At 51.4% G+C, this 26,087-nt stretch carries 20 protein-coding genes; 14 read left to right on the forward strand and 6 right to left on the reverse strand.

Going from position 1 to position 26,087, the window contains the following annotated elements; translation table 11 throughout:
- The first annotated feature begins 255 nt into the window (after nt 1-255).
- Nucleotides 256-1,005 carry a DUF2927 domain-containing protein gene (locus tag N7E60_RS06125; protein ID WP_269598391.1) on the forward strand — a complete coding sequence of 250 codons (750 nt, stop codon included), beginning with the start codon at nt 256-258 and terminating at the stop codon, nt 1,003-1,005.
- Between the two features lie 32 nt (nt 1,006-1,037).
- Here the strand turns inward: N7E60_RS06125 and N7E60_RS06130 are convergent, their stop codons facing one another.
- Complete coding sequence (locus N7E60_RS06130; RefSeq protein WP_269598392.1) at nt 1,038-1,802, reverse strand: ParA family protein; 765 nt, start codon at nt 1,800-1,802, stop codon at nt 1,038-1,040.
- 383 nt (nt 1,803-2,185) lie between these two features.
- Between N7E60_RS06130 and N7E60_RS06135 the strand changes: the two genes are divergently transcribed.
- The 5 genes from N7E60_RS06135 to udp all read left to right on the forward strand — a co-directional run bounded on the left by N7E60_RS06135 (nt 2,186) and on the right by udp (nt 9,232).
- Nucleotides 2,186-2,602, forward strand: coding sequence for a CBS domain-containing protein (locus N7E60_RS06135; RefSeq protein ID WP_069588315.1), 417 nt, complete (start codon nt 2,186-2,188; stop codon nt 2,600-2,602).
- 208 nt (nt 2,603-2,810) lie between these two features.
- A complete protein-coding gene (locus tag N7E60_RS06140; RefSeq protein WP_269598393.1) occupies nt 2,811-4,175 on the forward strand; it encodes an MATE family efflux transporter in 1,365 nt (454 codons plus the stop codon).
- Between the two features lie 324 nt (nt 4,176-4,499).
- Nucleotides 4,500-5,726: a sodium/glutamate symporter gene (gltS, locus tag N7E60_RS06145; protein ID WP_077675975.1), complete on the forward strand. Its 1,227-nt coding sequence runs from the start codon at nt 4,500-4,502 to the stop codon at nt 5,724-5,726.
- Between the two features lie 203 nt (nt 5,727-5,929).
- Nucleotides 5,930-8,251, forward strand: a complete 2,322-nt coding sequence (locus N7E60_RS06150) for a zinc/cadmium/mercury/lead-transporting ATPase (protein ID WP_269598394.1) — start codon at nt 5,930-5,932, stop codon at nt 8,249-8,251.
- A 219-nt stretch (nt 8,252-8,470) separates the two neighbouring features.
- Nucleotides 8,471-9,232 carry a uridine phosphorylase gene (udp, locus tag N7E60_RS06155; RefSeq protein WP_077456987.1) on the forward strand — a complete coding sequence of 254 codons (762 nt, stop codon included), beginning with the start codon at nt 8,471-8,473 and terminating at the stop codon, nt 9,230-9,232.
- A gap of 77 nt (nt 9,233-9,309) precedes the next feature.
- Here the strand turns inward: udp and N7E60_RS06160 are convergent, their stop codons facing one another.
- Nucleotides 9,310-10,479 carry a Card1-like endonuclease domain-containing protein gene (locus N7E60_RS06160; RefSeq protein ID WP_269598396.1) on the reverse strand — a complete coding sequence of 390 codons (1,170 nt, stop codon included), beginning with the start codon at nt 10,477-10,479 and terminating at the stop codon, nt 9,310-9,312.
- Between the two features lie 281 nt (nt 10,480-10,760).
- A complete protein-coding gene (gene yccS / locus N7E60_RS06165; protein WP_269598397.1) occupies nt 10,761-12,965 on the reverse strand; it encodes a YccS family putative transporter in 2,205 nt (734 codons plus the stop codon).
- Nucleotides 12,966-13,204: 239 nt separating this feature from the next.
- On the opposite strand from yccS, the gene helD reads away from it, so the two are divergent.
- Entirely contained in the window at nt 13,205-15,286 is a 2,082-nt protein-coding gene (helD, locus tag N7E60_RS06170) for a DNA helicase IV (RefSeq protein WP_269598398.1), read from the forward strand.
- Between the two features lie 67 nt (nt 15,287-15,353).
- On the opposite strand, the gene N7E60_RS06175 is transcribed toward helD, so the two are convergent.
- On the reverse strand, nt 15,354-15,809 hold the full coding sequence (locus N7E60_RS06175; RefSeq protein ID WP_077456979.1) for a methylglyoxal synthase: 456 nt from the start codon (nt 15,807-15,809) through the stop codon (nt 15,354-15,356).
- A 317-nt stretch (nt 15,810-16,126) separates the two neighbouring features.
- Here N7E60_RS06175 and N7E60_RS06180 point away from each other — a divergent pair, with 317 nt between their 5' ends.
- Nucleotides 16,127-16,612: a 3'-5' exonuclease family protein gene (locus N7E60_RS06180; RefSeq protein WP_069588330.1), complete on the forward strand. Its 486-nt coding sequence runs from the start codon at nt 16,127-16,129 to the stop codon at nt 16,610-16,612.
- Nucleotides 16,613-16,641: 29 nt separating this feature from the next.
- Nucleotides 16,642-17,757, forward strand: a complete 1,116-nt coding sequence (locus N7E60_RS06185; protein ID WP_269598399.1) for an endonuclease/exonuclease/phosphatase family protein — start codon at nt 16,642-16,644, stop codon at nt 17,755-17,757.
- On the opposite strand, the gene N7E60_RS06190 is transcribed toward N7E60_RS06185, so the two are convergent.
- Together N7E60_RS06190 and N7E60_RS06195 are read right to left on the reverse strand one after the other, a co-directional pair.
- Complete coding sequence (locus tag N7E60_RS06190) at nt 17,754-18,626, reverse strand: ferric iron reductase (RefSeq protein WP_269598400.1); 873 nt, start codon at nt 18,624-18,626, stop codon at nt 17,754-17,756. The genes N7E60_RS06185 and N7E60_RS06190 overlap by 4 nt on opposite strands.
- A gap of 198 nt (nt 18,627-18,824) precedes the next feature.
- Entirely contained in the window at nt 18,825-19,436 is a 612-nt protein-coding gene (locus N7E60_RS06195) for a YitT family protein (protein ID WP_077662922.1), read from the reverse strand.
- A gap of 229 nt (nt 19,437-19,665) precedes the next feature.
- Between N7E60_RS06195 and N7E60_RS06200 the strand changes: the two genes are divergently transcribed.
- The 5 genes from N7E60_RS06200 (at nt 19,666) to N7E60_RS06220 (ending at nt 26,034) form a co-directional block, all read left to right on the forward strand.
- The gene (locus tag N7E60_RS06200; RefSeq protein ID WP_269598401.1) at nt 19,666-20,379 is read left to right on the forward strand and encodes a GntR family transcriptional regulator; all 714 of its coding nucleotides are present in this window, start codon (nt 19,666-19,668) and stop codon (nt 20,377-20,379) included.
- A 70-nt stretch (nt 20,380-20,449) separates the two neighbouring features.
- Complete coding sequence (gene prpB, locus N7E60_RS06205; protein ID WP_269598402.1) at nt 20,450-21,319, forward strand: methylisocitrate lyase; 870 nt, start codon at nt 20,450-20,452, stop codon at nt 21,317-21,319.
- Nucleotides 21,320-21,433: 114 nt separating this feature from the next.
- Entirely contained in the window at nt 21,434-22,585 is a 1,152-nt protein-coding gene (gene prpC, locus N7E60_RS06210) for a bifunctional 2-methylcitrate synthase/citrate synthase (RefSeq protein WP_269598403.1), read from the forward strand.
- A gap of 43 nt (nt 22,586-22,628) precedes the next feature.
- Complete coding sequence (locus N7E60_RS06215) at nt 22,629-24,080, forward strand: bifunctional 2-methylcitrate dehydratase/aconitate hydratase (RefSeq protein ID WP_269598404.1); 1,452 nt, start codon at nt 22,629-22,631, stop codon at nt 24,078-24,080.
- Nucleotides 24,081-24,147: 67 nt separating this feature from the next.
- Nucleotides 24,148-26,034 carry a propionyl-CoA synthetase gene (locus tag N7E60_RS06220; protein ID WP_269598405.1) on the forward strand — a complete coding sequence of 629 codons (1,887 nt, stop codon included), beginning with the start codon at nt 24,148-24,150 and terminating at the stop codon, nt 26,032-26,034.
- Nucleotides 26,035-26,087 lie beyond the last annotated feature (53 nt).

The following is a 26,087-nucleotide window of genomic DNA, read 5'->3' on the forward strand; positions in this document are numbered from 1 at the left end:
AAATCGCCCATTACTATCCACATTACTGAATAACTAAAAATGTGCTCGCTATCAAATTGAGGATCTGGTTCAAAAAAATGTCTAGAAAAGTGGTATTCCTATTCCATGTTCAACAGATATGGTAAGAAAAAACAGACAGCACGCGATTCAACCAGTTGTTTATCAACTGGTGTGCTAAGCTAAACAGGCATCGAAAGCGCGGGGTTGAGGTAGTGAACGTTGTTGTTTAAGGGTCGAGTGAGGATCGGGCTTATCGTGGTGTGGCTGGTCTCGTTCAGTACGCTTGCTGTTGGGCAACCTTGGCAGCAACCGAGTTATATTCAAGATGCGTTTTATCGCATTGCGTTGAAAAGTGAATATGTAGAAGGCGAGCATGGTGTTCGTAAGTGGAGAGAATCCGTGCGCTATACCGTGTCGCATGTCGTCAGCGACAGCGAGCTTCACGATAAACTCGTCCGCTACCACCTTGATCATTTGCAAAGTTTGACCGGGATAAACTTTATCCCGGCTTCGCACCCTAAAGCCGCTAATCTGACCATTGTATTTACCAACCACCAACGCTTTTTAGACGATGCGCGGCAATACTTTAAAACCAACGATGTCACCCCATTACGCAAAGCGGTCTGTGCGGCTAATTTTGCCGTTGATAAAAATGGTTGGATACGGCGTGCAGCGGTCGTGATCCCAGTTGATTTGGCGCGATCTAAAGGTAAGTTAGTCGCCTGTGTGGTTGAAGAGCTAACCCAGATCATGGGGCTGCCCAATGACGACGATAACGTGTTTCCTTCCATTTTTAATGATCGCACGCCGGAACAACTATTAACGGGTTTAGACGGCTTGTTACTGCGACTTTTGTACTTGCCAGACATACAAGCCGGACAAAATTGGCGTCAGGTGGAGCCAATCATTGCGCCGGTCATTGAGTCGTGGGCGCGCGACGGCACCATTGCGCAGGCTCATCGCGCGGTAAGAACGGGCGAGTTGTACCGCTTGTTGGGTTGGTAATGCGCGAATGGTTATGCGCTTAGGCGCGCCGCCTATGCAGCGTGTTGATCGGAAAGCACCCGCGCTGCGAACTCCCGCCATAATCGACGATAATACATGGCCGCAGCGGTTCCTTTGCCGATATCGGTGACAGGTGCACAGGTCACGCCCATTTTTTCCACATCGCTACTAAAGGGCACATGGGCATCTAACATAGCAGGGTATTGTTTCTGCATCCGATGCATGGTGTCGACGTGTAAGCGCTTTGTTTTCTGCACCATCGAGAAAAAGGGGTGAATACGTGCTACATCAAAATCATGGGCGATAAAATATTGATAAAGCTGCTCAAGCGTGCGTTCAGAAAGCGTCGTCGGGATCACGGGGGTTAGCAGTTCATCACAATGGCGGAATACCGCATCAGACAGCGCGGATAGAGTGGGTGGGCAATCGAGTATCACGATATCGTAGTCATCCTTAACGGCTTTAAATCGACGTTTGAAGAGGCTTTTTGACCCGCTTCTCTGTGAAGCTAGAAAAATATCGAAGTCTTTAAAGTCATGGTGCGCTGGCACCACATCAAGGTTGGGGTAGTGACTGGGTTGAATGGACTTTTTAAACTTTTTATCTCGGGTAAAGAAGCTGTCTTGTCCTAAATGCTTGGATGGTTTGAGCTTAAAGTAAAACGATGACGCGCCTTGCGGGTCGAGATCGCAAAGCAAGACGCGATAGCCGCTTTCTGCCATCAAATGCGCCATATTCACCGACGTCGCCGTTTTTCCCACACCACCTTTGTTACTGTAAACCGCAATAATTTTCATCGTTTTCTTCCCATCCCCATGCGAGAGTCGCCATCGTTTTGAATATCATCCATTTGTTTTGATACGGTATGAAATCGATGAAACCCTATCTACCTCTATGGCTGTCTTATTTAATAATTTGTGACAAAACAAAAAGAGAAGGGCGTGCGAGCTTGTCTTGTTGCATATGAGGCTGAGAGGCGTGTGAAGCCGGTATAAAGCAATCACGCCACATCATTGCTTTGTCCAATCACACAAATTGTTCAAAGTGATTTAGACATTTTGCCAACTTAGACAACACTTAAAGGACGGGACAACCATAGCCACGCTACGCGGCATACACATTTTGATATGACGTGGTTAGCAGGTATATGGCGTGAGTTAAGCATTGAAGAGGGGGCGACATGGAGTCGATCAAAGTTAAAGATTATATGAACAAGCGGCCGGTGACATTCTCGCCAGATATGCCGCTATCCAGTGCGCTGGAAAAATTACTGCGGAGCCAACAAACTGGTGGACCCGTGATTGATGCCAACAAACGTTTAGTGGGGTTTATTTCCGAGCAAGATATGCTGCAGCAATTGCTAAGAGACAGCTATCACTGTCAAGACTCCCACTCTGTGTCTGATTGTATGACGCCGAATGCACTCGCGGTGCAATCAGAAGACAGTATCATTAAGCTGGCCGAAATGATGATGCCCACCAAGCCTAAGCTGTATCCAGTGGTTGATGACGGTAAATTGGTAGGGATTATCACTCGGCGAGACGTTCTCCGTGCGATCAGTACTCAAATGGGAGAGTGCCTCACGCATCCTGTCTAAATGAAAGACTCAAGCGTCTTGCGCTGTTTCTTTGAGGGGAGAAGTGGCCAAGGCGTTTTTCTTTGCGCGCTTTCGCGTACGAGGAAACGATGTAACTTATCAATATCACTAACACGTGCGCTATCCCAAACTGTGCTGATCCCAAACCAGCACTGTGGTGGAGATTGGGTATGATATTTATCATCATACCCTGACACACTGCCCATTAATGCCTGCACAACTTCATTCACTGTCACGCCAGTTCTGGCGCTATACGTTACCTACCGTGGCCGCTATGTTGGTTAATGGTCTTTATCAAGTCATTGATGGCATCTTTATCGGTCATGTCATGGGGGCTGATGGCTTGGCAGGCATTAACCTGATTTGGCCATTGATCGCAGGCATGTTAGGGATTGGTCTGATGATTGGTGTTGGCGCTGGGGCGAAAATAAGTGCTGCGCGCGGAAAAGGGCATGATCCCTCCGGGCATCACACGCTCGCGGTCGCGATCGGATTAGTGCTACTTCTCAGTGTTTTTCTTAGCTTCGCACTGGTCGCGTGGGGCGAATATCTACTAGCACTTCAAGGCGCAGAGCAGGTGCCGCTGGCTTTTGCGGTGCAATACTTAGATGTACTGGTTTGGGCCAATATGTTTACCCTCGGTTCGATGGCAGTGCCTATTTTACTGCGTAACGACGATCAACCCGGCTTGGCGACGCGATTGATGATGTTAGGCGCGTTGCTCAATATTGGTTTTGATCTGGTGTTTATCGTCTGGCTTGAGTGGGCATTAACCGGCGCTGCCATTGCCACGGCGTTAGCGCAAGCGGCGGTAACGCTGGTAGGCGTCAGTTACTTTTTTTCTCGGCGCAGTCGGTTGCAAGTTATTTGGCCGTCATGGTCACAGGCTTGGTCAATCACACGGCATATCTGTGCAATCGGTGCGGCGAGTTGGATTATGTACGGTTATAGCGCTGTGATGGTGGCGGTGCACAATCACCTTTTAATGCTGCACGGCGGAAAACTGGCGGTAGGGGCGTATGCCGTGATCGGCTATGTGGTCATTGTGTACTATTTGCTAGCCGAAGGGGTAGCCAATGGGATGCAACCTTTAGTGAGCTTTTATGCGGGTGCCAGTCAGCCACACTGGATAAAGCGGTGCTTATTGATGGCGTTGTCTTGTGTCTTAGTGACGGGCGTTGCCTTTGTGGCAGTGATCAATGGCTTACCCAACACCTTGGCACGCGTATTTGTTGGCAGCGGCAATCCGGCCTTACTGGATAGCACAGTCAATGGATTACGGTTGCACCTGATCCTTCTGTTTCTCGATGGCTTTATTGTCGTTACCGCCGCGTACTTTCAAGCCATTCATCACGGGCGAACCGCGCTAATGATCAGTATCGGTAATATCGTACTGCAACTCCCGTTTTTGTTTCTCTTTGCGTCATATTGGCAATTGGATGGGGTTTGGCTGGCCTATCCGGCCTCTAATTTGGCATTGGCAATACCTGTGGGGGCATGGTTAGCGATCGATCTGCGGCGCCGCCTCCGTCATTTGTCGCAAACAGATGCGAATGTAGGCGATTTTTGCTGAAAATGTCGACAACATTACTCACTGGCTATGACGTAAATAACCTCGCTAATTCAATGATTGGCAGCGATATTGACGCATAAAGTTCGATACTTGGTGCCAAAATCACAGATTTCTGCTATTGTGCCGCGAATCAGACACACCGAGGCGTCAAGCAACTGTTGGCGATACTCGCAGTGTCAAACAACTAAAAACGATAAGCAGGATGCTGAGATGTCGTTGGGATGTGGAAGCCAGCATTGACTTCAACGTGAATAACATGAGGTAAAAGATAAAGGTCAAATTGGATTATCAGGGAGGATGTGATGAGAGAAACAAAGAGGTTATATGTATCAACTCAATTCTATTGGTGCACTAGAGTCATTTTTGATCGCCATTGGTGTGCTTTTTCTAGGCCATTTTGTTAATTCAAAAATTCCTGCATTACGTAAATTTAATATCCCCGAACCTATTGTCGGCGGGTTAATTATTGCCTGTGTTATTGCAGTGCTGCATTCAAACGGTATAGATTTTAAATTTGACTTGCCGTTAAAAAGCACCTTTATGCTAATGTTTTTTGCCACTGTGGGTTTAGCGGCTAATTATAAACAATTGGTGAAAGGTGGGTTAAAAGTATTTTGGTTCCTCGCTATCGCTTCTTTCTACATTATTATTCAGAATGCGATTGGGGTGAGCTTTGCATCGATGCTTGGCTTGGATCCACTGATGGGCCTTGTGGCTGGCTCCATTACCTTGTCTGGTGGGCATGGCACAGGCGCGGCATGGGCACAGATATTGACCGATGAATACGGTATCCAGAGCACGCTCGAGATTGCAATGGCCTCCGCCACACTCGGCCTGGTCATTGGTGGCATTATCGGCAGCCCGGTTGCGCAACGCTTGATTAATAAGCACCAATTAGAATCAGAATATGGTCGTGGCACGACGACACATCAGAAATATCCTGAGTTGGTGACATATAACGAAAATGAAGAAGACAAAGTAACCGCAAAGAAAGTGATCGAAGTCTTATTCATCTTATTGCTTTGTATTACGGGCGCGCGTTATTTATCGGAATGGGTTAATAGCTTTAATATTCAGTGGTTAATGATCCCAGACTTTGTATATGCCTTGTTTTTGGGTGTGATTGTTACCAATACCCTTGAGATCTTTAAATTTAGAAAGCTGGAATCAGAAACGGTTGATATGGTCGGGACAGTGTCATTGTCACTATTCCTTGCCATGGCGCTGATGACATTGAAGCTTTGGAATATTCTCGACCTGGCTGTCCCTTTCTTGATTATTCTGACCATTCAGTCGATCGTAATCGGTGTATTTAGCTATTACGTGACATTTAAGTTGATGGGAAGTAACTACACAGGGGCAGTTATTGCCGGTGGCCATTGTGGCTTTGGACTAGGTGCCACGCCGACAGCCGTGATGAATATGGGATCGATTGTTAATCGTTTTGGCCCAGCGCCTCAAGCCTTTATGGTGGTGCCCATTGTCGGTGCTTTCTTCATCGATATTGTCAACCTTATCATTCTGCAGGGCTACATTTTTATTATTCAGTAAGCGAACGCGCTCAGTGCTAATCACTGAGCGCACTTTTCGCTTTCTTTCCCCGCATCACAGCGCTTTCCCTTTATCCAAGCACTTTCCCCGACCCACAACGTAAGACAAATACGATGAGTTTCGATCATCGCTTGACTCTGGAGTGGGCTCCAACCCTTATAGTAGGTATAAACGTTCGATATACCGCCCATAAGGAGCCGACTATGTGTAAACACTGTGGATCGCACCATTGTCATCAACCCCATCACCATCAGAATCCGACCACTTCTGCGGTTGGAACCACACAATGTGCACCAGACAGCGGGTGTTGCAGCAGTCATGCGGAGGGCGAGGGTAACGCCGGCGATGATGATCCGGATGAGCATTGCCACGCGCATGCTCAGCGACAACGTGCAGACACCTCTTCTGAGCGCGCATCAATCGATTCAGTGAATGCGCACGAGTGGGGCGTGACCGGTATGGACTGTCCGAGCTGTGCCGCGAAACTCGAAAAAGCCATTCTGGCAACGTCAGGCGTAGTGCAAGCACAGGTGATGTTTGCAACGGAGAAACTGCGTGTCACTTATACGGCCGATGCACAGGCTTCTACCGAACGTGCTGTTGAACAAGCCGCCCAAAAAGCGGGCTTTCCTCTCGTCGCTCTCAACCAAACACAACCTGAGGTAACCGGATGGAACAAGTGGCGGCAAGATGCGCTGTTATTCGGGCTAATTGCGGTCATGATGGTGGCGTGGGGACTCCATTATTGGTCTGAACCTTTATCGGGGACGCTGTTTACTTTGGCGACCTTAGTTGGACTGGCGCCAATCGTGGGCAAAGCGATCCGACTGGTAAAAAGCGGATCACCTTTTTCTATTGAAACACTGATGAGCATCGCCGCACTCGGGGCCTTGTACTTGGGTGAGACCACCGAGGCCGCGATGGTGCTGGTACTGTTCCTGATTGGTGAAAGGCTGGAAGGTTATGCTGCCTCACGGGCACGAGATGGTATTCAGTCACTGATGGCCTTGGTTCCTGAGACAGTGACTCGCGTTTATGCATCTGGTAAGCGTGAAACCGTGGCGGCGAGCGCACTGCAACCAGGGGATGTGATTGAAATTAGCGCTGGCGAGCGTTTGCCTGCAGATGGTCAGTTGATGGGGGCAATGGCAAGCTTTGACCAAAGCGCCCTGACGGGAGAGCCCATCCCGGTTGATATTGAGGTCGGTGATGCTGTGATGGCAGGCAGCCTTGCGACCGATAAAACGGTCCAGCTTACCGTCACATCCGCACAAGGCGAAAATGCGATTGACCGGATCTTACGTTTAATCGAACAGGCTGAGTCGAAAAAAGCACCGATTGAGCGGTTTATCGATAAATTTAGCCGTTGGTATACGCCGACCATGATTGCGCTTGCCGCATTAGTCGTTGTGGTCCCGCCGTTGTTTTTTGCCGCCAGTTGGCAAGAGTGGTTGTATCGAGGCCTTGCTTTGCTATTGATTGCCTGTCCGTGTGCATTGGTGATTTCAACGCCGGCAGCGATCACATCAGGTCTGGCGACGGCAGCGCGTCGAGGCGCATTGATTAAAGGCGGTGCAGCGTTAGAAATGCTCGCCAGTGTCAATGCGGTGACTTTTGATAAAACGGGCACGCTCACTGAGGGGAAACCGACTGTGACTGATGTGCTGACATGGCAAGGTGATGAGAAGGATTTACTTAAGTATGCCACGGCAATCGAGCGAGGCAGTCATCACCCACTGGCCAAATCCTTGGTGCTTTATACCGCCGAGCGAGGCATTGAAGTGCCAGAAGCACGTAATATCCAAGCGCAGGCGGGACAGGGTGTGAAAGGGGATGTCGATGGGTGCCGGATTCGCTTAATTGCATTCGATCGACTGACGGATGATATGTTGACACCGAATCAGCGACACCAAGCCGGAGAGATTGCACAGCGAGGTGTCACGGTGGCGGTCGTCATGGTTGAGGGCGCGCCGTACGGACTGATTGGCTGGCGTGATACCTTGCGGGACGATGCCAAGCAAGCCGTTAACCAATTACGTGATTTGGGCATTCATCCGGTGATGCTAACCGGTGATAATCCGGCTGCAGCAGCAGAGATTGCAGGAGAGCTGGGTATCGACTTTCGCGCAGGCTTATTGCCGGAAGATAAAGTTCATGCTGTTGAAGCCTTAGCGAAACACTATCGTGTTGCTATGGTGGGAGATGGTATTAATGACGCACCGGCGATGAAAGCGGCGCAATTAGGCGTAGCGATGGGAAGTGGTACGGATGTTGCGCTTGAAACGGCTGATGCGGCATTAAGTCATAACCGTTTGACTGAATTGCCCGGGATTTTACAGCTGGCGCGCGCAACGCAGGCGAATGTCCGTCAAAACATTACCATTGCGTTAGGGCTAAAAGGTGTCTTTCTGGTCACGAGTGTCTTGGGGATCACCGGGCTTTGGGTGGCGGTGTTAGCGGACAGTGGCGCGACGGCGCTGGTCACGTTGAACGCATTACGGCTGTTGAGAGATAAGCGCCAATAAAGCTGACAGCGCTTGTCTGTATACACCGTCATAAAGTGATAGCGATCTCTAAATTCTGAAATCTGTAAGGATTGACAGTGTAATAGGTCGATAAAAGTCACATAAATACCCGAAGAATTGGGTATCCTAGACGCATAACAACTTCGAGTTCAGGCCTGCTTTGGCAGGCCTTTAATCATTTGAAGATGCTGCTGACAGCATCCAGCGAGGAGACTGATTATGTCTGATACCCCTGTATTCCACCTTGGCGTTAACCATGCCGACCTACAAGGCGCTACCACTGCGATTATTCCCGGCGATCCTGCGCGAGTAGAAAAAATCGCGAACCTGATGGACAACCCAACCTTTCTTGCCTCTCAGCGCGAGTATACCTTGTATCTAGGCTGGTTAGACGGTAAGCCTGTGGTGGTTTGCTCAACCGGTATCGGTGGCCCATCAACCTCGATTGCGGTTGAAGAACTGGCGCAATTGGGTGTGCGCACCTTCTTGCGTGTCGGCACTACCGGCGCTATTCAACCTAACATTAATGTTGGCGATATGATCGTCACCACAGGGTCTGTTCGCCTTGATGGCGCGAGTACCCATTTTGCACCGATGGAATTCCCAGCCGTGGCTAACTTTGATGTGGCAACGGCCATGAAAGCGGCGGTTGATGAAGATGGCGCAACGGTTCACACCGGTGTGACTGCATCAAGCGATACCTTCTATCCGGGTCAAGAACGCTACGATACCTTCAGTGGTCGTGTCGTGCGTCGTTTCCAAGGCTCGATGCAAGAGTGGCAAGACATGGGCGTACTGAACTTTGAAATGGAGTCCGCCACGTTACTTACCATGTGTGCTAGCTCAGGTCTGCGTGCTGGCTGTGTTGCGGGTGTGATTATTAACCGTACCCAAAAAGAGATCCCTGACCACGCAACGCTTAAAGAAACCGAAACACGCTCGATCAAGATTGTGGTTGAAGCCGCTCGTAAACTGCTGTAATTCAGACATTGCGGTATCAAAAAAACGCGGTGCTCATCATGAGCGCCGCGTTTTTTATGGTGTTTTGAGTGCGCCATTTAGCTGGTGCGAATCGCGACGGTGCCACCGGCGGCGACAAACCAATCATAAAGGTGGGTACGCAAGTTACCGAGTTGGTCAGGGCCAATCAGTGCTAAGCCCAGATCGGTAGCTCGAGTAATATCGTGATGGCGCAACGGACGGAAGCTCACCAACATCGCTCGCGCCTGTAACCCTCCAAGTAGATCGCGCAGTGACTCTAACTTGTACAAGGTATCATCGCCATCGCTCGACATGCCTTTGGTTTTACACTCAATAATATGCAGTTTGTTATTGACCACAGTCGCCACATCAAGCTCGTTACGCACTTCGCGCTCGCCAATCTGGCGATACACTTGCACGGAAAGTGAATTATCTTGAATGGTTGGCATTTCTTTTTGAATAGACGTGACGGTGTAATGCACGTAGCTTTCTAACCATTCACCATTAGCAAAGCGACGCGCTTCCTCACAACTAAAGGTTAGCACCCCATTTTGGTATGTTGCGAGTCCAGCTTCAGTCAGATCGTCAAGCAGCATACCGAGTTCACGGTAGCCTTGCTGTTTCTCGCTTAACGTGACATCAAGGCACTGTTCCTTGCGACACGTGGTGGCTAAATAGTTCAGTGTCGCCAAGCCAGGTCCTAATTCATAAGCATTGCTGGCCCATTTTTCGCCCAAACGATAAATATCATCGGTTAAACAACCGACCACATCGTCGTCATGACGCTCACAACGGGCGCCAAAAATCGTGAGGTATTCAGTCAAGCTAATATGGTCTTCGACTTGTTGTTGTGGCAACCCATCTGGATACAACCAGCATAATTCATCGCTATAAGGTTCAATAACATAGCTGGGCCATTGATAGGTGCGAAACACTTCGTAAGCAGACAGCAGTTGATGACGGAGACCACAGCTCGCGTTAAAAAGGATATCTTCAGAGGTGGTGCTAAGCTGTTCGGCCAGTTGTTTCACTTGGCTTTTTAATTCACGGATATTGATATCATCGGAAATTTCAAAAAACTCGGTTTCGATGCCTTTTGGCGCAAGTACGCGGGTAAGGCGTTCAAATTCTAGGTCTTGCTCGAGGGTGCCTATTAACACCAACTTGCTCACCGGCAGTTGCTGGTGTAACACGGGGGTGACCAATCGGACGGGATCCGAGTCGATGATTCCTACATGAATAGCCATAATTGCTCCAGGCGGGCGATGCGGCTAAACGAGCCGCTAAAAATATAAGTGTATACCCTAGCTTCCAAACGAGTCATTTGGGTATAGCGTTAAGTCACTTAGGTGGCTTTGTTAATAATATCCGGTCTACGACTAGGGCTTTCAACCGTCAACAACGTAAATTGTTGTAAATTGACATCCCGCTGACTTAGCGTTGGCGTGCTAGCCGGGTATCCGCACGCAACGCGAGTATTGGTACACAGGGTGAGTCACCGAAGGCGGGACCTTGGCCCCGCCGCTAATTATGCGCGACTTTGTTTCAAGGCCTGTTGGCGCAGCGTGAGTGTCAACTGGTTAAGCTCCGGCAGCATGCGCTGAATCAGTTGTAATTGCTGCAATACCATCGTCAGCGGTGTGTTATCGACAGGCTCTCCGTAGCCGCCGTGAGTCTGATGCATGTCATCAGTGGTTTGTAACGCCAGCAGTGCATCATGGTTGGTAGGCTGGGCCAGTAGCTCGGTCAATTGGGTTAACCCTTGGTGGATATCACGGTGAAGCTGGGCCACTTTTTGATGGTTGACCTCATCATCCATCCGGCTTCGATGCGCGCCAAGGGCAGAGATATAGCTCAGCATCGCGTTGTTTAAACATAAGAAACGGAAGGTTTCTTCGATGTTGGTGCGATAGCGGCCGGGCTCCGCCAACATATTACTGATCGCGGTTGTCAGCTCCGCATCCGCATTGTGCGCTTGGCGCCGCGCAACTCGATAGGCAAGGGTGTCGCGTTTACCTACTCGGTACTGAGCAATCACGTGGGCTAAATAGTCCCGATTGGCTTGCAAGGCTTCTGTCATGATCCCGCGGAGACGGTGCGCTTGCCAATCCGGTAACACATAACGGACCGCCGCAACGGCAATTAAACAGCCGATGACGGTATCGCCCAAACGCGGTAAGATCACTGCGAAACCCTCCCCGAACTGGCTAAAGCACATTAATACCAATAAGGTGATAAACAAGGTGGCTAGGGTGTACTGAACGGTGCGGAACGCGAAAAATAGCACCCCAGTGACGACCATCAAGGCCAATTGACTGCTGGGATCGGGAAACAGGTATAAGGCCGGCACGCCGAGTAGCAAGCCAGCCACAGTGCCGACAATCCGCTCTTTAAGCTTACTGCGTGTGGCTGAGTAATTGGTTTGGCAAACGAACTGAATGGTCATCAAGATCCAAAAGCCATGTTCAAGAGAGAGGCCTTGAATCACGCCATACCCCGCGAGGAGCGATAACGACAAGCGCACCGCATGGCGAAAACGTAATGATCGAAACGTCAGTTGTTGGCGAATGCGAAAGACCATCTCACCAAGCGAGCGCGCATCGGGATCAGCCAATTCATTTTCTTGGGCGCGGCTATCAACTGCGAGGTTACTCAAACTCGCCAACTGCTGCTCAACCGTCTCCAGGTTCTTATATAAAAACTGCAACTGATTTAGCAATGCGGTACGAGTATGGCTGTCTTGGTGTTTAGCCAAATACGCCATCGATTGCTGGATAGCCGTTAACGCTTGCTGCCCTGCATGATGGTGCTGATAGCTGATCCCCAACGAGAGCGCTTGCGCTACCTCGCGACACGCGCGCGCTTGCACATTGAGCAGTGCTTCGAAGCGAAACAAAATGTCCGAGTGGAAAAAGTGGGCGGCAAGATCTTGGTAACGATAATGGGAGGAGCTAACCCGCTCGTGAATGTCTTGGGCGATAAAATACGTTTGCAGCAAGGTTTGATGCCGCTGGGTCAGACGGCCGCGTCGTGCTCGCGCCAGTAATGATGCTTTGGCTTGGTTGAGCGCGGCCACCACTTGCGCATTTTGGTTGGCGGCGGCGATGCGGGTAGGTTGCGGAACCAATTCGGCAACCGGATGGAACAAACTAGACTTGGTTTCCATGTAAGTGGCGGTTTGACGAAAGACCGCTGCGAGCCGATGCTGCACGGGACGGTGCGGCCAAATCACAATCCAAACCAGTGATAGTAACCCGTACCAAAATGCGCCTGAGAGCAGCATCATGGGTTGAAGCCACAGATCACTGCCTTGCTCCATCCCCAACATGGTGTATACCGCTAGTAGCAATGAGGCAAAGGCGATGGTGCCATAACGCTCCCCAATAGCCCCCAGCATGATAAAGCCAAAACTGGAAACGGTTAGCCCTAATGCAAACAGCCAAGGCCAATCGTAAAGCAATTCAACCGAGAAAGAGGCGACCGCGAAGCAGGTGAGCGTCACGCCCAAGGCTTTTACCCGACCCCATAGGTGATCATCCACTTCCGCTAATGCTGAAGCGATGACCCCGAGCACCAGTGGCGTGACAATATCGGTGCGACCAGCGTATCCTGCGTAAAGGGCAACCCCCATTAAAGCGATTAGGACGCGGATACTGTCATTGATGCGGTGGTTCGCCCAGTATTCGCGTAGCGTCAGTGGCATCGAAGGAAAGCGTGGCAACGAAAAGGACATAAAAACACGGATTAAGCCAACAATGAGGGCAAGATAGCAGAAAGATACTGAAAAACTAAGCGTCATCCGCGCGTTTTCGTGCGCTTTTTAGGAATAGCTTGCGACAAGTCAAATCCATAGCGTGCTATAGGTGATGCGGCGGGAAGCCATATTGCTAGTGAATTGATTTATCGAGAGTTGCGCAGTAGCATGCCTGTCATCTTATCAAGGCTGGAAAGCGCGTTTTTACGCACTGACTCATGAGTATGAAACTCTCCGCAAACCGCTGGGCACAATGGCTTGTTTATGGCGACCATTACAGCTTGCAGCTCGAAGATGACGGCTTATTGCTCGAATCTCGCCACCATCGTCAATATATTCCTTTTTCGGCATGGGATGGGCAGCTCACGGTGTCGCGCGGGTTGCTGTGGGGAACGATTTCGCTCACCGGTTATACTGACGAGGGCGATCCGCTGCCTTTTGAGGTCTTTGGCTTGCCTTGGCACCGTGCCCAGCAGGCAGGGCAAACCATTTATCGCAGTTATCAAGCCTATATTGCCCGTTATCAAAAACGGCTGGCGATGATCCGGCCCAGTTTGCTGGCAGAGTATGATGCACTGGTGAATGCACCCGCTTATGTTCGCTTATCGCAATTGCGCGCGGCGCAACAAATCCTAGTCGACAAGCTAGAAGGCGAGGGGATCCCAGCCTCATTCTTGGCTAGCTTAGATGAAGTGATGGCAACGACACTGGCACCCGTTTTGCGGGGGGATAAACAGTGGCTCAAGACGCGCAATCAGCAATGGCAAGCGATGATGCTCAATCAGTGGCAAGCTTGGTTTGATCGCATCGAATCATCGCCATTGAATGACGGGCAGCGCGCCGCCGTGCTCACCGATGAATCTCATACCTTGGTGGTAGCGGGGCCCGGTAGTGGAAAAACCAGCGTATTGGTGGCACGCGCCGCCTACTTGATTGAAAGTGGTCAAGCCAAACCAGAGCAGCTATTGCTGCTGGCCTTTGGTCGTGATGCTGCTGAAGAACTGAAAACGCGGATAAAGACCAAAACCGGCCATGAGGTGAACGTCACCACCTTTCATGGCTTTGCCCGTCAGCAACTCGCCGAGCACCAAGGGCAGGCGCCGATGATTTCTCCACTCGCCAGTGATGAGACGGCAAAAGCGGCCTGGCTGACTCAAACACTCGCCGAACAGTGGCAACAGCCCACTCCCCGTAAAGCATGGGACAAACTGCATCAGCAACAAACACTGCCGCTTGATGATAACGCTGAACTGACTGCGTGTGCCCATGACAGCCGGTTGCACACTTGGGTTTGGTCGCGCCTTTCACGGGTGGTTCAAGCCAATACCATCAAGCGTGCGCTGAACGATAAGCTGGCAAGCTTTGAGGAGCAGGCCGCCTTAAAAAATGAGCTGGCCGTGATTTGGCCATTGTACCAAGCCTACAAACAGGCGCTAAAAGCGGAGAACGCGGTAGACTTTGACGGCTTGATTACCCAAGCCACCAAGCTGTTTCAGCAGCGAAAATTTACCACGCCGATCCAGTTTGTCATGGTTGATGAATACCAAGACATTTCGCCTGCACGGTTGGCAATGTTAGAGGCACTGTGTCATGGCAAAGCGGAAGGTGAAACCCAATCACCACGCGCCTCCTTGTTTGCAGTGGGGGATGATTGGCAAGCTATTTATCGCTTTGCTGGTGCCGATGTCAGCTTAACCACAGAGTTTGCGCAGCGTTTCGGTGACAGTGAAATTTGCTGGCTGACCACCTGCTATCGCTATCCGTCTACTTTGGGGAAGGTAGCACAGCAGTTCATTGAGCAAAACCCCAAGCAGCTCAGCAAGCAGTTGGATTACGCGCGTGACAAGGCACCAGCGAAAGCGCCTAAAGCGATCAAGGTGATCACGGACGACAAGTTAGAAAAAACGTTGGCGAGCCTTGCCAAAAAGTATGCTAACGCAGAGCACGCTGTGAGTGTGATGCTGCTAGGTCGCACGCATGCTATTCGTCCTGACGCGCTAGAAAGCTGGCAGAATGCGTATCCTTCATTGGCGCTTCGCTATACCACCGCACACGCCAGCAAGGGGCAAGAAGCGCATTATGTGTTTATTCTCGGTCTGGATGAGGGCGTATTTCCCGCCAAGCCTCGCTCGCTCTCACTCGATGAGGCTTTATTAGGGAAAAATGAAGAGCCAATTGAGCACGCGGAAGAGCGGCGATTGTTTTATGTCGCCCTGACGCGTGCCCAAAAACAAGTGTGGCTAGTACACCAAAAAGGCCATGCCTCACCGTTTGTGGAGGAACTGAAAGGGTACCTTTAAGAAACGGGAACCCGCACTGTTAGTCATAGGCGACATTAGTCATCGACGGACAGTGCGGGGTAAAAGATTACAAGCGCTCGTCTAAATAAGCTTGATAATCAGGAATTTGAATATCCACTTCTTGGCCAAACAGTGGTGAGGTAATCAAGAACCGTGCGGTGGCGCGATTGGTGGCAACGGGAATATTCCATACGGTGCTGACACGCAGTAGCGCTTTAACATCTGGATCATGCGGGACGGCATTGAGCGGATCCCAAAAGAAAATCATCGCATCGATTTTTTGTTCAGAAATCATGGCGCCCAGTTGTTGATCACCCCCCATAGGGCCACTAATCAATGGTGTGATCGTTAATCCAGTTTCGCGCGCAAGAATATGCCCCGTGGTGCCGGTCGCATAAAGCTCATGCTGACTGAGCACATCTTGGTGTTCTTTCACCCACTCACTCAAGGCGTCTTTGTAGTGATCGTGCGCCACTAATGCAACGTGTTTGCGCGCGGACATGGTGCGAGACGTTTGTTTCATGCTGCTTCCTATTTAAAACATGGCGGTTTAACGTCAAACTGCGTTTAGCAGGGTGTTATCGAAGCCTAATTCAATCCGGTAGTGAAATATAGCGTACCGCTGACAAAACCTTGGCATAGCACTGTTTAGAGTGTCACATAATAAGAAAAAACTGACGCATCCAATGAAAAACGTCAGGATTTTCAGTCACAAGTTAACCAAGCACGCAAAAGTAGCGCGACAACCCATCGAAGTGGCAATAAAAAGGCTACAGTTAACTAACAAGGCAAAGGAAGTGCCTAGTCATGCAGGAGAGTTTATGAGCAAGGAGTACGCGTATGTGGGTGACACTGGATTTTGAAGCATCCGGTTTGTCGTTATCGTCTTATCCCATCGAGGTGGGATACGTGTTGCCAAGCGGCGACAGCAACAGTTTTTTGATTGACCCTTCCACCGCCAGTGGCCACTGGAATCACTGGGACAAAGAAGCCGAAACCCGAATACATGGGATCTCGCGTGAACGCCTTTTTAGCGAAGGCATCAGTGTGCTCGATGTATGCCAGCATCTCAACCAGACCCTCGCGCCTTTTGATCATGTTTTGTGCGACAGTCAATGGGATCTGTTTTGGATGGGGCGGCTTTACAAAGCCTGCTACATGCGCCCTTCATTCACCCTAATGGAGGTGAATCAGTGGCTAAAAAAGCACAGTGATCTCGATCGGCGTGACTTTAGCCGCGAAATGGAGGCGTTGGGGCCAGCACCGCATCGTGCTGAAGAAGATGCGCGACAAATTCGTCGTGCTCTCGATAGCTTGTTAAAATAGCCCATCATGTAGCGCATTGTTGGGATGTTATGACAGCACCTTCAACCCTTAGGTTGGCACAATTCAACCTGTCTCTAGCGGGACGTCAGGCCGGCGAGATCAAAGCAAAGATGTTAGCGCCCACCCCCAGCCGGCAAATTAAAAACCTCGCCGCGACCTTACAACGTGTGCGCCCCGATGTGGTGGTGCTTTGCGAGTTTGATCATCCAGGTGATGGCGGTGATGATGGTGCGCTCGCCGCATTTTGTGAGCGGCATTTGGCTGAATCGCAACACGGTGACATGCCGATTGATTATCCGTATCGCTACTTGCCCGCCACCAACACGGGATTAAAACTCACGGTGCCGGTCAGTGAACATCAACACTTAACGAATGCCCAGCAGTGTCATGGCTTTGGCGACTATCATGGTCAATTTGGCTATGTGATTTTATCGCGTTACCCCATCGAAGATGATGCGATTCGCACTTGGCAGCACTTTGCGTGGCATCAATTACCTCACCATCAACTCCCTGCGGATTATTACACCGAACAAGCACAACAGGCGCTACGTCTCGCCTCGAAAAACTTGGTTTCAGTGCCGATTTTGGTTGGTGATGAACGAGTACAGGTGGTGGCGTGTCATCCCACACCGCCCGTGTTTGATGGGCCAGAAAAGCGTAACTGGCGGCGCAACAGTGATGAAATTCACCAACTGATTGGCCTTTTGGATAACGCGGATTGGCTGGTGGACGACAAGGGCGCTCACGGCGGAATATCTCCCAAGACACCGTTTGTGGTAATTGGCGATTTAAATGCAGACCCGAGCTACGGTGATGGGGATAAGCAAGCCATTGGCGCCTTGCTTCACCATCCGCGTGTGCATCCCGGGGTTGCTGTCGGCACGCAGGTGCCAAAAAGTGACGCGGCCCAGTCTCACGCGTTTCGCTTTATCAATGGTAAAGGGCGGGCAATTGCTACCCATAACGGTGGGTTGCGCCTCGATTATGTCCTACCTTCGCGTGAGCTCGCGGTGTTAGCCTCCGGCGTATTTTGGCCTGCCCCTGATGACGCCGACTACCCACTGATTTGTGATAAAAACGGCCAAGAGCATGCGCGTGCTCACTCCGATCATCGTCTTGTTTGGGTCGATGTGGCGCTGAGTTAGCGAGGCTGCGTGTCCAGCGCCACGCCTTCACGCTGACACGCAACTTCTGCGAGGCGCTTAGCTTGTTCGTCAGGCTTTAAAAAACAGCAGGTTGAGCAATAACTGTGTTCATCCACGGTAAAGATCCGGCAGCAGCCGCCGCGCAAACGGAAGCTGTGGGTTTGTAACACGGTTTGCGTGTCGTTCGGGTCGTAGACGGTCACATCGTGAAAACCACTGCGCTTGCTATAAAGCGGGGTGCCGCGTTGATGGACGATCGACAGTGCCGCGTCACGTGCGGCCTGCTCGCAATCACGATGTTTACCCACCATCAAAAAGGCAATACAGATTGAATCGGCAACCACTTTCCAAAGTGGCCCCTCACGCATACCGCTTTGTTCCGCGACCGCATCGACGATAGGTGAAAAGTGGCGTAATAACGCGCCGTGCAAAATAGTTAGCCACTCTTCTGCCGCGGGTTGTTTCCATCCAATCAAGGCATTGAGATAAAAATGTGGCTTGTGATACACCAGCTCCTTGCCATTCGGTTTAGTGACGCGGGTAGGTTGGTATTTAACTTGCCAGTTATCTAAGTCCAGCGAGGGGAGCTGTCCAGCCTGAAGCCAGCTAGCCAGCACCGGAAGCAAAAACTCATAGGCATAGGCACCGATAAAAAGCGTGCCTTGAGCGCGGCTATCGGCATCGCCATAGGTCGAGTTTACCGCGGCAAAACATTGTGCGAGACCTTGTGGTGTGGTGAGTTGTTCCCGAAGCGACACGCCTTGCACATCATCAGGGATCACTGACAAGCCTAAAGCAGTGGGAAAAGGGGACAGTGCAACCGCGGCAGGCAGTTGTGGTGCGTCAAAGCTAGGATCGGCCGCGTTCATCAACACTCCTTATGATTGGCGCCTAAAAGGCGAAATTTAGCATGTGCAGCAATCAATTGTAAGAGTGATTCGTATTTAGATGTCGAGGTGCTATCGTAACGATTGGGGAAAAGGTGTCGCAGAGGAAGTGATTGAAAAAAGAGGCGGAAGGCCGCCTCTATCTATATTTATCTGTGTTTTCCGTGTCAGTCACGCCCGCTATGCGGCTTGGGGTGGCTGAACTTGGTAGCGTCCGGGTTTATGGTTCATAGCAAGGACGAGATTGGTCGTGATTGCGGCAGCGACCGATAAGCCAATTAGCCAAGGCTCGACCACCAGCAGCGATAAGATCACAATCGAGCAATCTAGCGCCATTTGCACTTTTCCCGCCCGGATGCCAAACCGTTGCTGCAAAAACAGCGCTAAGGTGTTAAATCCACCCAAACTACACTGATGGCGGAACATCACTAGCATACCCATGCCGATTAACCCGCCGCCAAATAGCGCGGCATAAACAGGATGAATGGTGTTGATGGTGAGTACTGCAGTTAAGTGATCGGCGCAAAATGAGACGATGCTGACCGCAACCAAGGTACTTAAGGTAAAGCGTTTCCCCATTTGGGTGTAGGCGAGCCAATAAAAAGGCAGGTTGATCACGAAGAAAAGCTCACCAAAACTGAAGTCAGTGACTCGCTGTAAAAACAGCGCCAATCCAGCGGTGCCGCCGGTCAATAACCCTACTTGGTTGAAAAAGAAGATGCCGAGTGACACCAAACTACTGCCGATAAGCAGCGCGAGTGCGTTTTCACGCTTGGAATGATTTCTATCCATATTTGCGTTCTATCCCTATTAAAACGACCGCACTACCATACGCCGCTCTCGCAATAGGTCGAGTCAAACGCCCGTTTGATAACAAGTGAATAACAATTCAATGCGTACATTATCATTTACGTTGTGGTTGTGATCACGATAAAAAGGTATCGCTACAGACCAAAGTCTAATCTACATTGTCTACAATCTTATTCTATTCTGGCTTTATTGAAGTTATTAGGCGGTATTTATGTCTTTATTGTCGACAAATGACCAATTTCCCGCGCAGCACGCGCAATCGTTGCCAGCTGATTCACGTGAGCCCACCAAGTCAGCCAGCCTGACCGAGCAGCTTATCGAGGCGATTGTCACCGGCACCTATCCAGCGGGCACCAAGGTATCGGAAGCGGGGTTGGCTACCGCATTTGGCGTCAGCCGAGGCCCACTGCGCGAGGCCATGATGCGGGTCGAAGCCTTAGGGTTGGTCGAGCGTGTGCCACATGTTGGGGCAAGGGTAGTAACCCTCACTCATCGGCAATTGGCTGAGATTTACGCGGTACGAGAAGCGTTAGAAGGCATGGCCGCAAGACTGGCTTGCGTGCACATCACCGATGCGGAAATTGAACAGTTAAGTGCGGTGCTCGACACCCACCATGCCTATATCGAACGGGTGGAAGGGGCGGCCTACTTTCACCAACAAGGCGATTTTGATTTTCACTATTGCATCATCCAAGCCAGCCATAACCAGAAACTGATCAACCTATTGTGTGGTGAGTTATACCACTTGCTGCGGATGTACCGGTTTCAATCGCCGCGGGCGCATTCTCGCCCTAAGCAGGCGCTGCAAGAGCACATGCAAATTTTAGCGGCAATTCGCGAGCGCGATGCCGAGCTGGCGGAAATGCTGATGCGTCGTCATATTCAGCGCAGTCGCCAACTGATTGAACAGCAAATTACCGATTAACTAACACGCTATTGGCTACAAAATGCCGGCGGTTAAACCCGCTAAGCCATCAGTTCACAAGGAGAATGCTATGAGTGCAGGTGCACGTTTTCGCCAAGCGGTACGCAACAATATTCCGCTGCAAGTCGTCGGCACAATTAACCCCTATTGCGCCATGATGGCAGAGCGGGTGGGGCATCAAGCTATTTATCTATCCGGAGGCGGGATTGCTAACGCCTCTTACGGCTTACCGGATTTGGGGATCACGACTCTCAACGATGTGTTGGAAGATGTTCGCCGGATCACCGCAGCGACCGACGTGCCCTTGCTGGTAGATATTGATACCGGTTTTGGCGGCGCGCTCAATATTGCCCGTACCATTCGTGAAATGGAACGTGCCGGCGCGGGCGCGGTGCATATAGAAGACCAAGTGGCGCAAAAGCGCTGCGGTCATCGTCCCAACAAAGAAATTGTCAGCCAAGCTGAAATGGTCGACCGCATTAAAGCGGCGGTGGATGCGCGCACTGAACCTGAGTTTGTGATCATGGCGCGCACCGATGCGTTGGCGGTGGAAGGCATGGACAGTGCCGTCGCCCGCGCCAGAGCGTACGTAGAAGCGGGCGCGGACATGATTTTCCCCGAAGCCATGCAAACGCTCGAGCAGTACCAAGCCTTTGTCGAGCAAGTAAAGGTGCCGGTATTGGCCAATATCACCGAGTTTGGTCAAACCCCACTGTTTACCAGTCAAGAGCTGGCGAGCGTGGGGGTCAGCATGGTGTTGTATCCGCTCTCTGCGTTTCGTGCTATGAACCAAGCCGCCCTCAATGTGTATCAACACCTGCTGGATGATGGCCACCAGAAAAACGTGGTCGACGCCATGCAAACCCGTGATGCGCTCTATGACTTCTTGGGGTATCACGCCTACGAACAGCAATTGGATCGCCTATTTGGCAAAGAGTGATCACAGACGCACACCCACGGTGTGAAAACGTCGGTTACACCACTGGAATTATCATCACGTTCACGGATTCATGCAGCGGTTGAATCTGATGGCATCAAAGGAAAGGAGCCAATCATGACAAATGTCGCCGTCGCACCTAACGAGAAACCAACCTCTGGCGCAGGCCTGCGTGGCCAAAGTGCCGGCACCACCGCCTTGTGTACGGTCGGGCAAACCGGCACTGGATTAACCTACCGGGGTTATGACATTACCGATTTAGCCAATCACGCCCAATTTGAGGAGGTGGCGTACCTGCTACTCAAAGGCCAACTCCCCAATCGCCAAGCACTGGGCGACTACACAGAAACCTTGGTCGGCAAGCGGGGGTTACCTGACGCCTTAAAAGCCGTGCTGGAGCGAATTCCTGCCAATGCGCACCCTATGGATGTGATGCGTACTGGTTGCTCGATGTTGGGAAATTTGGATCAAGAAACCGACTTTAGTGAGCAAGCGGATAAAACCGATACGCTGTTGGCAATGTTGCCGGCCATTATCTGCTACTGGTATCGCTATTCGCATGATGGTGTGCGAGTCGATACCTATCAGCCGGAGGTGAAAAGCATTGGCGGTTACTTCCTCAAAATGCTCACTGATGAAACGCCGTCGCCACTGCATGAATCCGTGATGCATTGCTCGCTGGTGCTGTATGCCGAGCATGAGTTCAATGCTTCGACCTTTACCGCCCGTGTGTGCGCGTCCACTTTGTCTGATTTGCACTCTTGCATTACCGCGGCCATCGGCAGCTTGCGCGGCCCATTGCATGGCGGTGCCAATGAAGCGGCGATGGCGATGTTAGAACAATGGCGCACACCTGACGAAGCCGAAGCAGGATTAATGCAAATGCTCGCCAATAAAGACAAGGTGATGGGCTTTGGTCATGCGATTTATCGTGAGTCCGACCCCCGCAATGCGCTTATCAAACATTGGTCGAAACAGCTGGCGCAAAACGCACCAGACGCTTGGCTGTACGACGTGTCTGAGCGGGTCGAACAAGTGATGAAGCGCGAGAAAGGCTTGTTCCCCAATGCCGATTTCTATCACGCATCGGCCTATCACTTTATGGGCATCCCGACCAAGTTGTTTACCCCGATTTTTGTGATGAGCCGAGTAACGGGCTGGGCGGCGCATGTGTTTGAGCAGCGCGCCAATAACCGCATTATTCGCCCAAGTGCCGATTACGACGGCCCTGAACACCAAGATTGGCTACCTATCGATCAGCGCGCTTAATCAGCGCGCATTCTCCCGATTGAAATCACAGAAGGAATTGACCATGAGCAACAACGTAGAACTGAACCAGCGCCCTGACCCTGATGCCTTATTGGTGCAAATTGCTGACTATGTCGATAGCACGCCGATTGCCTCGGCAGAGGCCTACAACACCGCACGCAACTGTTTGATGGATACCCTTGGCTGTGGCTTGCTGGCGCTACGTTTCCCTGAATGTACCAAACACCTAGGGCCACTGGTGCCGGGCACCACAGTACGCCACGGGGCGCGGGTGCCGGGCACCTCTCACGAGCTTGATCCGGTCACTGCCGCGTTTAACATCGGCTGTATTATTCGCTGGCTCGATTTTAACGATACTTGGCTCGCCGCCGAGTGGGGCCATCCGTCTGATAACTTGGGCGGAATTTTGGCCACCGCCGATTATTTAAGCCGCGTGGCCGTGGCCGAAGGCAAACCACCACTCACCATGCGCGATGTGTTGACCGCGATGATCAAAGCGCATGAGATCCAAGGCGTGCTCGCCCTTGAGAATAGCTTTAACCGTGTTGGGCTCGATCACGTTTTATTGGTGCGCGTGGCATCAACAGCCGTGGTCACCAAAATGCTGGGCGGTAATCGCGATCAGATTATTGATGCCGTTTCACAAGCTTGGGTGGATGGCTGTGCGCTGCGCACCTACCGCCATGCGCCGAACGCCGGTTCACGCAAATCGTGGGCGGCGGGCGATGCCACCTCTCGCGCGGTGCGGTTGGCGATGATCACCATGAAAGGCGAGATGGGCTTGCCGTCGGTGCTCAGCGCACCTAAGTGGGGCTATTACGATGTGCTATTTAACGGCAACGCTTTTAGTGTCAAACAAGACTTTGCCAGCTACGTAATGGAAAACGTGCTGTTTAAGATTTCCTTCCCTGCTGAGTTTCATGCTCAAACCGCGGTGGAAGTGGCGGTGACCTTGCATTCACAGGTGAAAGACCGGGTGGATGAGATTGAACGTATTGAAATCACCACCCATGAATCGGCCATTCGCATCATTTCTAAAGAAGGGGAGTTGGCTAACCCAGCTGACCGTGACCACTGCCTGCAATATATGGTGGCAGTACCGCTGCTATACGGCAATCTAGTGGCCGAGCACTATGAAGACGCCTTCCATCACGCCGACCCGCGTATTGATGCGCTACGGCAAAAAATGGTGATAAAAGAAGACCCACGCTATAGCGCGGAATACCTAGAAGCCGACAAGCGCTCGATTGCCAATGCGATCCAAATCTTCTTTACCGATGGCAGCAGCACTGAACAAGTCGCCGTGGAATATCCTATTGGTCATCGCCGTCGTCGCGAAGAAGGGATCCCCGTGCTGGAGCAAAAATTCCGCACCAACTTGGCGACCCGTTTCCCGCGCGCACAGAGTGAAAAAATCGTTGCCTTGTGTAGCGATCAGGCCGCGCTGGAGAAAACCCCGGTGCACGAATTTATGTCGCTGTTTGTGATTAACTAAGCACGCGGAATGAATCCATTGCTTGCAAACGTATCGCCCGCCAAGGGTGGGCGATAAGGAGCCGCTTATGCAAGAAGCAAGTTACCAACACCATGCGGATTGGGCCAGTCGTGACCCCGAGGGATTTTGGCAGGCACAGGCCAAGCAGCTCGATTGGTTTACCTTTCCACAAACTATTCTTAGCAAAGACGATAATGGCATTGAGCGCTGGTTTGCCGATGGCACCATGAATACCGCTTATATGGCACTCGATGCGCATGTTGAACAAGGTCGGGGCGAACAAACCGCGCTTATTTACGACTCACCGGTTACTGACAAAAAAACTACCTACACTTATGCCGCGTTGCGTGACTACGTGGCGAAAGTTGCTGGCATGCTTGCAGGCTTAGGGGTTGAAAAGGGGGACCGCGTGGTGATTTATATGCCCATGATCCCAGAAGCCACCGTGGCGATGCTCGCGTGTGCACGGCTTGGTGCGATCCATTCGGTGGTGTTTGGTGGTTTTGCCCCGAACGAGCTGGCCGTACGGATTGAAGATGCGGAGCCTAAAGTGGTACTCACCGCCTCATGCGGGATCGAGGGCGCGAAAACCTTGGCCTATAAGCCGATGGTTGATCAGGCCATCATGGACAGTCGCTACAAACCCGACCATGTGGTGGTCTATCAGCGTGCGATGTGTCGTTCTAATTTAGACAATCCGCGTGATGCTGATTGGGCGTCGCTCTTAGCTGAAGCCACCCCTGCGGCGCCGGTGCCCGTCAATGCCACCGATCCTTTATATATCCTCTATACATCCGGCACCACGGGCAAACCCAAAGGCGTAGTGCGTGACAATGGCGGCCACGCGGTGGCGATGAAGTACAGCATGAGCGCGATTTACAACGTCAAACCCGGTGAAGTGTTTTGGGCCGCATCGGATGTCGGCTGGGTAGTGGGCCACTCGTATATTGTGTATGCCCCTTTGCTACACGGCTGCACCACGGTGATGTTTGAAGGCAAACCCGTCGGTACACCGGATGCGGGAGCGTTTTGGCGTGTATGTGATGAGTATAACGTCAGCATCTTATTCTCGGCGCCTACCGCCTTTCGGGCGATTAAAAAGCAAGACCCAAACGGTGAGCACCTTGCGCGCTATCCGATGACATCTTTACGTACGGTGTTTATGGCCGGCGAGCGGCTTGATCCACCGACATTGGAGTGGGTGGAAGAAAAGACCCAGCGACCCGTGGTTGATCACTGGTGGCAAACCGAAACTGGCTGGGCGATTGCGGGCAATCCATTGGGGTTAACCTGCTTTGCGACCAAGCCCGGCTCGGCAACCATGCCAAGTCCTGGCTATCAGGTGTGTATTCTCGATGAAATGGGAGAGATTGCCGCACCAAACCAGCAGGGATATATTGCCGTGAAGCGTCCTCTGCCGCCTAGCTGCCTGCCGACGGTGTGGCGCAACCACGATCGCTTTGAAGCCGGCTATCTCAGCCAGTTCCCAGGCTATTATGTCTCTGGTGATGGTGGCTATATGGATGAAGATGGCTACGTATTTGTGATGGGACGGATTGACGATGTGATTAACGTCGCGGGCCACCGCTTATCGACCGGCGAAATGGAAGAGGTGTTAGGCAGCCATGAAGCGGTCGCCGAGTGTGCGGTGGTGGGCATGCACGATGAGCTCAAAGGCCAATTGCCGCTCGGCCTAGTCGTGCTGAAAGACGGCTTTGTCTCAGTGAGTGGCGAGATAGAGCGAGAGTTGGTGCAGCGCGTGCGGGATCAAATTGGCGCAATCGCTTGCTTTAAACACGCGGTTATCGTGGAGAAGTTGCCTAAAACACGCTCAGGTAAAATCTTGCGTCGTATTATTCGTCAGATGGCGGATGGCGAATCTTACCAAGTCCCCTCGACGATTGACGATCCGAGCAGTTTGGAGACCATTGCATCGGCGCTGTCTTCTTCCTAATAGGGATAGGCAGGCATTCGCACGGGTATTAACGTAAAGCGGGGTAGGACACC

The sequence above is a fragment of the Salinivibrio proteolyticus genome, assembly GCF_027286365.1.
In the GTDB taxonomy this organism is placed as follows: Bacteria; Pseudomonadota; Gammaproteobacteria; order Enterobacterales; family Vibrionaceae; genus Salinivibrio; species Salinivibrio proteolyticus.